11 protein-coding genes are annotated in these 12,388 nt (G+C 34.8%); 9 read left to right on the top strand and 2 right to left on the bottom strand.

Annotated features, from left to right (window positions below; all coding sequences use genetic code 11):
• Position 1: 1 nt before the first annotated feature.
• From traM to EYD46_RS12460, 4 genes are read left to right on the top strand one after another with little or no spacing between them, the layout of a single operon-like run.
• The gene (gene traM, locus EYD46_RS12475) at positions 2-1,030 is read left to right on the top strand and encodes a conjugative transposon protein TraM (protein ID WP_130937505.1); all 1,029 of its coding nucleotides are present in this window, start codon (positions 2-4) and stop codon (positions 1,028-1,030) included.
• Positions 1,027-2,019, top strand: coding sequence for a DUF4138 domain-containing protein (locus EYD46_RS12470; protein WP_130937504.1), 993 nt, complete (start codon positions 1,027-1,029; stop codon positions 2,017-2,019). Before traM ends, EYD46_RS12470 begins: the two co-directional genes overlap by 4 nt.
• 20 nt (positions 2,020-2,039) lie before the next feature.
• The gene (locus EYD46_RS12465; protein WP_165454380.1) at positions 2,040-2,567 is read left to right on the top strand and encodes a conjugal transfer protein TraO; all 528 of its coding nucleotides are present in this window, start codon (positions 2,040-2,042) and stop codon (positions 2,565-2,567) included.
• A gap of 27 nt (positions 2,568-2,594) precedes the next feature.
• A complete protein-coding gene (locus tag EYD46_RS12460) occupies positions 2,595-4,352 on the top strand; it encodes a TraQ conjugal transfer family protein (protein ID WP_130937502.1) in 1,758 nt (585 codons plus the stop codon).
• A 74-nt stretch (positions 4,353-4,426) separates the two neighbouring features.
• Here EYD46_RS12460 and EYD46_RS12455 read toward each other — a convergent pair whose 3' ends face one another.
• Positions 4,427-4,915 carry a lipocalin family protein gene (locus EYD46_RS12455; RefSeq protein WP_130937501.1) on the bottom strand — a complete coding sequence of 163 codons (489 nt, stop codon included), beginning with the start codon at positions 4,913-4,915 and terminating at the stop codon, positions 4,427-4,429.
• A gap of 88 nt (positions 4,916-5,003) precedes the next feature.
• On the opposite strand from EYD46_RS12455, the gene EYD46_RS18140 reads away from it, so the two are divergent.
• On the top strand, positions 5,004-5,249 hold the full coding sequence (locus EYD46_RS18140) for a helix-turn-helix domain-containing protein (protein ID WP_130937500.1): 246 nt from the start codon (positions 5,004-5,006) through the stop codon (positions 5,247-5,249).
• A 263-nt stretch (positions 5,250-5,512) separates the two neighbouring features.
• Here EYD46_RS18140 and EYD46_RS17790 read toward each other — a convergent pair whose 3' ends face one another.
• Positions 5,513-5,677, bottom strand: a complete 165-nt coding sequence (locus EYD46_RS17790) for a hypothetical protein (protein ID WP_165454377.1) — start codon at positions 5,675-5,677, stop codon at positions 5,513-5,515.
• A 288-nt stretch (positions 5,678-5,965) separates the two neighbouring features.
• Between EYD46_RS17790 and EYD46_RS12445 the strand changes: the two genes are divergently transcribed.
• The 4 genes from EYD46_RS12445 (at position 5,966) to EYD46_RS12430 (ending at position 12,358) form a co-directional block, all read left to right on the top strand.
• A complete protein-coding gene (locus EYD46_RS12445; RefSeq protein WP_130937499.1) occupies positions 5,966-6,280 on the top strand; it encodes a DUF6660 family protein in 315 nt (104 codons plus the stop codon).
• Between the two features lie 117 nt (positions 6,281-6,397).
• Positions 6,398-10,732, top strand: a complete 4,335-nt coding sequence (locus tag EYD46_RS12440; RefSeq protein ID WP_130937498.1) for a CusA/CzcA family heavy metal efflux RND transporter — start codon at positions 6,398-6,400, stop codon at positions 10,730-10,732.
• Between the two features lie 4 nt (positions 10,733-10,736).
• Positions 10,737-11,942: an efflux RND transporter periplasmic adaptor subunit gene (locus tag EYD46_RS12435; protein WP_130937497.1), complete on the top strand. Its 1,206-nt coding sequence runs from the start codon at positions 10,737-10,739 to the stop codon at positions 11,940-11,942.
• Positions 11,943-11,944: 2 nt separating this feature from the next.
• Positions 11,945-12,358 (top strand): Fur family transcriptional regulator, encoded by a 414-nt coding sequence (locus EYD46_RS12430; RefSeq protein ID WP_130937496.1) that lies wholly within the window; start codon positions 11,945-11,947, stop codon positions 12,356-12,358.
• Positions 12,359-12,388 lie beyond the last annotated feature (30 nt).

Below are 12,388 nucleotides of genomic sequence, written 5' to 3'. Positions count from 1 at the left end.
TATGGCACAACTCGCTCAAAATTTTAATAGTTGGATACGTCAGCACAAGCTTTTTGCTATGGCACTTCCTATTGTTGTTCTTCTCTTGGTGTACTTTATCAGCAACAGTATACAGGGAATGACTTCTCCACCTGATAGTTCAATTGAAAATAATGGTTACAATAATAGCCTGCCCAATCAATCAAATGAACTTGAAATTAAAGACCCTAACACATACTTCAAAGAGTCTGTTAATGATTCATTGGACAAATTGCGAGATAAAGGTAAAATCAAAAATATTGTTGGGAGGGAAAAAGAAAAGGACTCACTTGAACAAATATTAGAGGACTTAGAGAACTTTTCCATTGATGAAAACAAAGTTGCTGACGTTTCTCCAAAAAATAGAGAAATAGACGTGACTACTAACAATAGTATAACAAATCGTTCAAATCAAACGAATGAAGTTAGTGAATATGAGCAAAAGTTAGAGTATCGAAATATGCTCTTGGAAGCTCGTGAAAAGAGAAAAGCAAAGAGTCAAGATTACTCCGCACCTAAATCCAAGAATAATCAATTAAGTACTTCATTATCTAATCTAAAAGTTAGTGCTGCCATATACAAAGATCAGTTCATTCTACCAGGTAAATTAGTCACGCTAATTCTAAAGGAAGAGCTGACATTTAATGGCAAAAGCTTTCCCAAAAACACTTTTGTGTATGCTAAAGCAAACATAAGGCAATCAAGGGTTTTATTGGAAATAGACAATGTTGACGATTTCCCTATTAATCTAGAAGTAAAAGCTAGAAATGGAGGTGTTGGTATATATAACCCACAGGCAGGAGAATTACTTTCAGAGTTTTATAGTGATGTTGAAGAAGGGACTGTGCAAGACATTTCACTTGAGGTGTCGAGACAGATTGATAACCCTATGAGCGATAATACTATTAGTGCATTTAACAAATACTTCAAAAGAAAGAAAAGAAAAAACAAAGACGAAATACTTCTTAGAAATGGACATCCAGTATTTCTAACCTTAAAAAAAGATAGATGATTAAAAAATTAATAATTCCAATCCTTTTGTTGTGTTGTATTAATCTAAATGCGCAGAGTATTCAAGATACAATTGAAGTATCGCGAAAATTTAAGACTGTTTTAATCTTTAAAGAGAGCATTTCAGAAAGCATCATAGGAAGTGATATTGGGTTTTCTATTGATTTACCTAAAGAAGTAGGTAGTAGGTTCAATGAAAGAATACTAAAAGTTTATTATGAGGATTTAGCCAGAGAAAAAGAGAACTATACAAATCTTACCGTAATTACTGAATCAGGAGACCTTTTCAATTTTATTCTTAAACTTTCCAAAAACCCTAAAAAACTAACATGGCATATCAAACCTGATATGGCACAAATGAATATCGAGAATGCCACTACTGAAAGCTCTGCTTCTAAAATAAAAAGCTCAGATGCATCTGAAGAATGGAGAAGCGATAAAACCAGTAATTCAGAGCCCAAGGAAAACGTTTTAACATCAACTATTGATTACCCTCCAACTGACTCTATTCCGAAAATTGCCACACCAAGTTTATATGTGAATGACCGTGAAGAATATTATCGATTAAGGAGTTATTATCTACAATTTGACAAGGCTAGAATCGCACGTTATTTTGGCAAAAAGGATGGTATGTACTTATGGCTTCAAGGGATTTATTACAATCAAAATGAACTATATATACAGGTAAGACTGGAAAACAAGAAACAGGTTGATTTTGATGTGAATTTTATAAAATATTTTATTCAAAGCTCAAATAGAGGAGTGACAAATCAGAAAATAGAAATTACAAAGGATAATGGCCTTTTGTACGAGTTCAAGGTGCCAAAAAGGGTCAAGGGTAATACCGAAAACTACTTTGTAATTGTAATTAAAAAAATCACACTTGATGACAAAAAAGAGCTTGTTATAGAAATAGATGAAGAGTCTGGTGATAGAAACTTTTCTCTAAACATTGATAAAGAAACCGTTAACGACCCAATAAGATTTTGATTATGAAAAGACTAATTTTCTTGTGCACCTTTCTCTCAATATTTTTCACGGCATATTCACAACGGAGTGGTAATTATGCTTCTTCAGTAGGTTTGAGTGGTGGATATGTCGAAGATGGTTATGGAATAATGGCCACATACAACTATCATTTGAGCAGAAATGACTACGCTCAGCTAAGTATTCTTGTGGCTATTGCCGAAGACAAGGGTACTTTCAATATACCATACAATGTTTTTACCATTCAACCAGGTTATTTCTTTAAGCTTTTGGAGCAAAAGACATTCAAAAAATACGCGCTAAATATTGGTGGCGGTGGTGTCTTTGGCTATGAGGCGATTAATAACGGAGACACCAGCCTGCCTACTGGAGCAGTAATTGATGGCAAAAGTCAATTTATCTATGGTGCATTTGTAGGTATTGAAGGTGAAATAGTTTTAGGTAACAATTTATCAGTTTTAATAAAGGCGAATGAATATTATCATGCAAATAGCGATGTAGGAAATTTTTATCCCTATGCGGGCATAGGGTTAAGGTATTTTCTATTCTAGAACACAATAAATATAAACACTAAAAAAATGAAAAATCATCCCACAAAACTTAGAGCCCTTTTCGGGGGGCTGGCTCTTGGAGCATTCATTTTGTTTAGCTGTACTAAAGATTTTGATGACATTATAGTCGATAATTTTGGTTTCAGTTTTACAGAAGAACATGATGCTGAAGGAGTTGTATTTGGTACAACTCGTACTTCGTTTATTTTAACTCCTGAGAAGGAGATTACAACTGTAGAATATTACATGAAATATAATGTGTTAGAAGGTGATGGTTCCTTTTTAAATATAGATGGCGAAACCATTAGTGAGAATGACACCATCAACCTTATAAAACACAACTTTGACTATAATTATAAGCATATGGACAAAGGGATTCATAGGGTCGAAGTATTGGCTTGGGATAGCAATAACAATTCTGAAGTAATAGAGCTTGTTTATGACGTAAAACAGACAAATTTTACCTTTCTCTTAAACAAAGGAAGTGATGATTTTATAGTCAATACTTACAATCCTGTTATTGTCAATTTAATTCGAGATAACGTAAATGAAGATTCAGAGGAAGAAAATGCTTTTGAAGTCACTTATCAAATTGAGAATGGAACCGCTAAGCTATCCTACCAAGATGAAGAATATGAAGAAGGTGAAAAACTACATCTTCAAAAGGGAGAGTCAGAACTAGGGTATCTTACTGATGTACCAGGGGAACATAAATTAATAGCTACTGCAGAGGCAGCAGACGGGGCCAAGGTAACCCGTGAATTGATTATAAAAGTTCGTAATAAGGATTATACATTTATTGCGAATGCTTCAGAATCAAAGGCTTTTACTGGTAATCCAGTTCCCGTGAGTTTCAATATAACAGAAAAGGATGGTGAGAGTGAAGAATTTACAATGTCATATACTTCCATTGGTAACAATAGTCAGCTTTTCTATGATGGCAACACCTATTCCCCCGGAGAAACATTTTCCGTGCCCACAGGCTCTTTTAATGGAGTTTATACCGGTTCAACAGATGGGGCACATGAGATAGTTTTCACAACTGTATCGACATCAGGTGTTGAGAAAACAGCTCTCGTAAATATCGAATATGAAAAATACGAAGAGTTTTTTGATTTAAGTGTGAGTCAAGCAGCCGTTGATAAATATGAGAATCAACCTTTTTGGATTACTGTGGTAACGAATGCCAATGCTGGACATGACCCTAATGTAACTTATGAATTGACATATAATTTTGTTGGAGCAACAGCGGGGTATATGAGATATAAAGGCATCATATATAGAGAGGGTGAATCAATTCCATTAGACTATGGTTCAACATCAATTCAATTTACCCCTGAAACGGATGAAAACTTCACTATCAATGTAAGAGTGGAAAACTCTACAGACATATCAAACTCCGAGAGCGAACCAATAACCATGTTTAAGAAACCAGTTGCTATGGTAAAGGGTGAAAAGCATAATGTGAGTTGTGGTGGTCTTAATGGGTGTGATTATCAAGTACGGATATATACATGCTGGGATGTAGCCTGTTCGGAGGCATTTAATGGCAGTACGATACGCAGAGTTGAGATACGAATTTGGAATAGAAAGGACAGAAAGTGGAGTACTTTTCTTTTTAACTACAACGATGCTAGTGGGTCTGGAGTTAACAGATATTTCTTATTAGAGGAAAGAGGGAAAGAAAGGGACTTGAGGTTCTTAGACCAAAGATATGAAGTAAGAATAGAAGATAGTAATGGTCAGTGGAGCGAAACGGTTACAGGTAATGTCATTAGGGTTTAAAACAAAGCTCAGTTTTATTAAGAAAGGTCAAGAATATAATTCTTGACCTTTTTATTTTCAGTATTAGCTCAGGTTTATCTTTTGCTAAAAACCGTGGTAACGATATAGTCTAAACCTTCAAAGACATCATCCATTTCAACGACTAGTCTATCATTGGTGAGCTCAACTATTCTATACGGATTCCTATTCTCGAAAGTAATTACAGTGTTATTGTTACTAAGTGTCCAAAAGTCTTCTTCAACTAATGAAAATGGGTCGTTGTTATCACATGTTAAATTATTCTCATTAACATTAAATTCAGGCTTGTTCGACGGTCCACTTTCGGTAAATAGAGTGAGATTATCTTTTACACACTGTTTTAGCTCTTGAGTTCCAAAAAGATCAATATTAGACTCATTATCGCCATTCAAATCAACGGCTCTATCAGACATGATAGATACGTATTCCCATTGACCTAAAATAGCGGTATCTCTGTCGTCTATAGACACATCATCGTCATTATTGCAAGAATAGAACAAGGTTGTTATAGCGCAGGCAGTAAGTAAGATTTGTAGATTTTTCATTTTAATAAGAATTGTAATGGGTTCACTACAAATATAATTAATTCTCACAAAATGTTGACTTAAAGTGAACTTTTTTATATTTGTAATTATGAAAAACTTTGAAGAGTTACACACTTCCATATTAGATAACATTGAATTTTTACGTAAGAGTAGAGGACATTCGTTAGAACTGGTAGGGAAGTATTTAGGATTATCTAAGACCGGTTATAGAAAAATTGAGAAAGGCGAATCACAAATATCGCTGAAGCAGCTACATACTCTATCATTGATTTATGAGGTCTCTTTACAAAAATTACTTTTTGAGAAATTGTATCAAGAAGTCACATTGAAATAGTTTTACTTGGGTAGGGTTCGCAAAAGGAAAAGATAAAGGCAAACACAACTTTTTTAAGTTGTGTTTTGTCTTTATGCGCGGTCTGAGATTTGTCTGCGTAATGAAGGTAAAAGCTCCAAGTGGAGTGAGCGTAGCGAAACGTGCTTGGATCTTGCCACCGAAATGAAGTAGACATATCGCAAGACCTTGCCGAACCCTACAAGAACTTATACCAAAATCTTAAGCTGTGCCAAAACTACTAGCTTCAAATATTTCAATCAAACCTATGGTCTCATCTTAAGCCTTTTCTCAAATTTTCTTTTCTTCTCTGTTACAGCTTTCATGATTTTCATCAGTTCAGGGTCTTTAGTTTTCTTATACGTGGCGTTTATGCCTAATATAATTTCCTTTCCCATACGAGAAGCTTGAACTCTATCACTAGTGGTCATTCCATTCATTTTTGAATTGATAAAGTCATTAGCTTGATTAAGTAATTCATTTAAGTTTTTTGTTTTTACATAGATTTCAATTTGTTTTATTTTAGTGTATTTAGTCTCTTTTGAGCCATCAAAATATAATTAGTTTTCTTCTGTAATTGGTAATTTAAAAACTACGATTAATTATCAAGCTAACTTCATTCACAAAGATGCTGATGATGCTTTGGATAGCGTAGTCAATTTTTGAATCATTCTAATTTTGCACAACCATTGCATTAAATAATTTTTATCTTTGTATTTGTGAAATTTGCAACAATCATATTATCCTTGTTTTTACTGTTTCTATCAGTAAAACCATGTTCTGATGGTCAAAATCTGGAAGACCAAAATCCAAAAGAAATAAGTGTTAATCACAACCATCAAGAAGATAGTGACGATTCCTGTCCCGTAACCTGTATCTGTAACTGTTGTGGGATGTCAATTACTTACGAGCCTTTGGGTAGTTTTAACCTTGTTGCTATTGACCCAAAAATTTCTACAGAAATAATTTCTCCATATCAATCTATTTATAGATTTGATTTTCATTCCAATATTTGGCAACCGCCACAAGTTTAATTCAGTTTTAGGATAGTTATATCCATTTATGAATCTGCAAGCAGGTTCTCATTACTTCGATGTACGACTATTAAATTAGTGTCTATCGAATAGTTTAACTGAATTAACACATTTTCTATGATTAATAAAATCATTGATTTTTCAATCAATAACAAATTTCTTATTGGTTTGCTTACGCTCACCATTATTGGAGCAGGTATTTGGAGTATGACCCAGGTACCAATCGATGCTGTTCCAGATATTACTAACAACCAAGTACAGGTCATTACACAAGCACCAAATTTAGGTACAGAAGATATTGAGCAAATTGTAACCTATCCTGTTGAGGTCGCAATGAGCAACCTTCCCAATGTACAGGAAATTAGGTCAATTTCTCGTTTCGGCCTATCTGTGGTTACCATTGTCTTCGACGATGATATGGGAACCTATCTTCCACGACAATTAGTAGCGGAAAAACTAAATGAAGTCAAAGAGCAAATTCCTGCTGGTTTTGGCGAACCCTCTATGGGGCCTATTTCAACAGGTCTGGGAGAAATTTACCAATACACATTAAAGGTAGCTCCAGAGTTTAAAGACAAATATTCCATCGCAGACTTGCGTTCTATGCAAGATTGGATTGTACAACGTCAAATGGCTATGGTTGAAGGTGTGGTTGAAGTAAATGCCATAGGTGGCAAAATTAAGCAATACGAAGTAGCAGTTGACCCAAACGATTTAAACGCCATTGGTTTGACCATTACTGATGTGTTTAATGCACTAGAAGCTAATAATCAAAATACAGGTGGTGCGTACATCGAAAAAAACCATCAAGCTAATTTTATTCGTGGTGAAGGCCTGGTACGAAGTTTAGAGGATATTAAAAAAATTACGGTTAAGAATATTAATAATATTCCTGTTACTATCGGTGATATCGCTACAGTACAATTTGGTTCTGCAATTCGTTATGGTGCATTAACTCAAGATGGTGAAGGTGAGGTTGTAGGTGGTTTGGTGATGATGCTTAAAGGTGCTAATTCCAATGATGTTATCGCTAATGTAAAAGAGCGAATGGCTCAAATAGAAAAGTCATTACCTGAAGGAATCATTATCGAATCACTGTTAGACCGAAGTAAACTTATCGGTGAAACAACCTCTACGGTTGCAACCAATCTAATTGAAGGTGCATTAATAGTCATTTTCGTTCTTATTTTCTTATTAGGAAACTGGCGAGGCGGTTTAATAGTGGCTTCAACCATTCCATTGTCCCTATTATTTGCATTTATACTAATGAATGTATTTGACGTATGGGCAAATTTAATGAGCTTGGGTGCAATTGATTTTGGAATTATTGTAGATGGCGCTGTGATTATAGTAGAAAGCACTGTTTTTCTTATCACTTCCCAAGTATTAAAAAAGAAGAGTCTTACGGCAAAGGAAAGAGATAAAGTGGCTTCAAATGCTTCAAAAAAAATGATGAATGCTGCTTTTTTCGGTCAGCTTATTATTCTCATTGTTTTTCTTCCAATTCTGGCTTTACAAGGAATTGAAGGAAAAATGTTTAAACCAATGGCATTAACTTTCATTTTTGCTATGATAGGTGCAATGGTGCTTTGTTTGACGTATGTACCAATGATGTCTGCATTGGTGTTAAGGGCACCAAAAAACGACAAAAAATCTTATGGAGATAGATTTGTGCATTGGGTTGAGGATAAGTATCAACCATTATTGGTAAAGGCACTGAAAAAAGGAAAATGGATTATAGGTATTGCAGTCGTGCTATTCGGAATTACAGTTTTTATGTTTAGCCGAATGGGTGGCGAGTTCATCCCGCAACTCGATGAAGGAGATATTGCATTTCACGCCATTTTAAAACCAGGTAGTTCTCTAACAGAAACCATTGAAACAACGACAAAAATAGAGCAAATTGTAAAAGCTAAATTTCCAGAAGTCGAAAAAATAGTTAGTCGTATTGGTGTTGCAGAAATACCAACAGACCCAATGCCAATGGATTTAGCGGATGTTTTTGTAATTCTAAAACCAAAAAGCGAATGGACGACAGCAACTACTAAAGATGAGCTGATTGAGAAAATGAAAGAAGCGGTTGAAATCGTTCCGGGCGTTAATTATGAGTTTACCCAACCTATTGAAATGCGCTTTAATGAATTGCTTGAAGGTGTTCGAGAAGATATTGCCATAAAACTATATGGTGAAGATATTGATGTGTTGTCCCAAAAAGCTGAAGAAATATCTAAAATTATCGCAGGTACAGAAGGTATTGGTGATATGAAAGCGGAGGCCACAACCGGACTACCACAGATGACTATTAATTACGATAGGGATAAATTAGCGCAATACGGACTTCAAATAAATGCGCTAAATCAAATTGTTCAATCTGCATTTGCTGGTGGTACAGCAGGCGTGATTTTTGAAGGTGAAAAACGCTTCGATTTAGTGGTGCGTTTAAGTTCTCAAAACCGAAAGGATATTTCAGATGTTCAAAACCTCTACATCAATCTTCCTTCTGGCACTCAAATTCCACTACGTGAAATTGCGGATGTTAGCTACAAAGCAGGACCAATGCAAATAAGTAGAGACAATACCAACAGAAGAACTTATGTAGGGATTAATTTGAGAGGTCGTGATGTAAAATCATTGGTAACTGAAATAAAGAAAAAACTAGATGCACAATTAGAATTGCCATCAGGTTATTTCATTCGCTATGGTGGAGCTTTTGAGAATTTGGAACGTGCCAGTAACCGTTTACAAACTGTTGTTCCTATTGCATTATTGCTCATTTTTATATTAATATATTTTGCATTAAAATCCATACCACAAACCTTAATGATTTATATCGCAATTCCTATGGCAACCATTGGTGGTGTCGTGGCATTGTGGTTACGTGATATGCCTTTTAGTATTTCGGCAGGTGTCGGTTTCATTGTGCTGTTTGGCGTTGCGGTTTTAAATGGATTAGTGATGATTAGCGGGCTCAACGAGTTAAAAGATGAAGGTGTAACCAATCTAAAAGATAGGATTGTAGAAGGCACAAAAAGAAGAATCAGACCAATTATGCTAACAGCATTTACAGATGTATTGGGGTTTTTACCTATGGCAATTTCGGCATCTGCTGGAGCAGAAGTACAACGCCCATTGGCAACCGTGGTTATTGGTGGATTAATGACTTCTACATTACTGACTCTATTCGTGTTACCAATTTTGTACCATTGGGTAGAAAACAAATCTTTTAAGTTCAAAATGAATAAAAAGATAGTTACAGCAACTGCGGTTTTACTTATAATGTTTGGTTTTTCGACACAAAGTAACGCTCAACAGATAAGCGATACACTTCCTGAAATAACAATACAGGAGGCTGTAAAACTCTCAAAAAACAATTATCCGTTGTTGAAGCAAAAGCAGTTGGAAATCACAAAACAGGAACAACTAAAAGCTACAGCCTATGATTTTGGCACAACTCAAATATTTACCGGAGGTGAGGAAATTAATAATGGAAATGGTATTTATACTACCATAGGAATTGGCCAAAGCAACATTGATGTGTTTGGTATTTCTGCGAAAAAGCGATTGCAAGAACAACGCATTCAATTAGCTCAAAAAGCGTTTCAGCTTTCAGAATTAGATTTAGAATTGGAAGTGAAAAAGGCTTGGACAAATACTTTGCAGAGTAAAAGGAATTATAATTTGTACAAAGAGTTAGATTCTATTTATATCAACTTCGAGAAAGCTGTTGCCTTAAATTATGAAGTAGAGGCCATTTCAAGATTAGAATATTCAGCAGCTAAAAATCAAGCCTTACAAATTCAAAATAAAAAAGCGCAGGCGTATAGTGATTATTTAGTCGCTTTACAGCAATTAAATCTATGGTTTGTTTCAGAGGAAATTTATACGGTTTCTGATGAATTTGATATTGCTATGGATATAAATATGGAAGCATTCAATATTGAAAATCATCCGTTGTACAATATGGCACAGAATATTGTAGATGAAGCCGAAGCCAATTATAAAGCTGCAAAAGCAAATAATTTACCAAAGTTCAACCTACAAGGGGGGTTACAAAAAGTTGATGGCAATTCGGGATTTTACACCTATCAAGCAGGTATTTCAATTCCGTTTTTATCGGGTTCAAACAAAGCGCAAATTAGAATCGCAAAAATTGATAAGGAGATTACGGAAGGCAATGTGCAATTCATGCAAAAAGAAGTACAATCCAAATTTATTCAAGCTAAAGAAAATTACCAAAAATGGAAAACGTCTTGGCTTTTTTACAAAAATGAAGTGTTACCACTTGTAAAAGAACAAAAAGTGGGTGCTTTATTAGCATATAAAGAAGGGGAAATTGATTATACAACATTTACACAACTTATAAAAGAAGCTGTTCAATCTGATTTGGAATCTCAAACCGCGCTAATCAATTATTTACAAAGTACATTTCAATTACAATATTTTAACCAATAAGACAATGAAAAATATATTATATAAAATTCTAACCGTAATGATGTTATCTTTTTTTGTTTCTGCCTGTGGAAATAAAGAAAATCATAACGAAAATGATGGTCATTCCCATAATAAAGAACAAAAAACAGAAGTAGATGATGACCATAATGAAAGCGAAGAAGTGATGCTTTCACAACAGCAGTATGATGCCTTGCAAATGAAAATGGACACTATAGCATTGCGCAATATGAGTGGTTACGTAGAGGCAAATGGTACGCTAGAAGTGCCACCTCAAAACGAAGCTGCCATAACTTCAGTTGTTGGTGCAAACGTGGTTTCAATTGAAGTCATCGAAGGCGATAAGGTTAATAAAGGTCAAGTGGTAGCATACCTTTCTCATCCAAACATTATAAAGCTACAAACCGATTATTTGAACGCTTTTAGCAACAGTAATTTTTTAAAGAAGAATTATGAACGTCAGAAAAAGTTGTACGATGCAGGTGTTGGTTCTGGTGCTAATTTTCAAAAGGCAGAAGCAGAGTATGATGCATCAAAAGCTATGGTGAATGGTCTGGAAGCTCAGTTAAAAATACTAAATGTTAATACAGCATCAGTTCGTAATGGCACAATTGCACAGCGTATTGCTTTGCGAAGTCCAATAGAAGGTTTTGTACAAAAGGTTGAGGTGAAAACAGGACAATATGTTGAACCACAAACCGAGTTATTCGAAATTGTAAATACACATCACGTTCACGCAGATTTAATGGTGTTTGAAAAAGATGTGTATAAAGTAAAAAAAGGGCAGAAAGTAACATTTACTGTACAGTCTGCACCAGACACAGAACTTACCGCAGAAATCTATTCCGTTAGCAAAACTTTTGAAGACAATCCAAAAGCAGTTCACGTTCACGCAGAAATTGAAAACAAGAAAGGCAACTTAATCCCTGGAATGTATATTCAAGGTAAAATTCAAGTAGAGAACACCAAGACAAAAGCATTACCTGAAAGTGCCATTATTAAAGAAGGTGATAGGTATTATGTTTTTTCAGCAGAAAAGGAAAATGGCGATTGGAGTTTTAAGCCAGTTGAAGTTATTTTAGGAGCAAAAGATAACAATTGGATAGCAGTTCAATTTTCTGAAGAAATAAAACCAAACACAAAATTTGCTTATAATAATGCATATTACCTTATTGCAGAAATGAAAAAAGGTGAAGCAGAACACGAACATTAATTATGGAAACAATAGAACAAGTATTGGAGTCAAAAAATATACGTGTTACTGCAATGCGTTTATTAATTTATAAGTTCCTTGCCGAAAACCTGGTGGCCGTAACGTTAAGTGATATTGAGAACGCTTTTGAAAAGGCGGATAGAACTACATTGTATAGAACAGTTAAAACATTTGTAGAGAAAGATATTGTACACCAAATAGACGACGGTACCGGAATTACTAAATATGCTTTATGTGAAAACGGGTGTAATTGTGAAATTGAAACCGATTTACATTTGCATTTTCATTGTAATAATTGTGGAGAAACCATTTGTCTAACTGACCATAAAATCCCTCAAATTAAAGTACCTGATGGATTTATTTCTGAAAACGTCAACTTGGTAGTAAAAGGTATTTGTGAAAATTGTAGTGGATAATACATTGATGCCTAAAGTAATTTGCCAGTA

The organism is Hyunsoonleella pacifica, assembly GCF_004310335.1.
GTDB lineage: Bacteria > Bacteroidota > Bacteroidia > Flavobacteriales > Flavobacteriaceae > Jejuia > Jejuia pacifica.
Note: the sequence above shows the minus strand (reverse complement) of the source record. Positions and strands in the feature narration are given on the sequence as shown.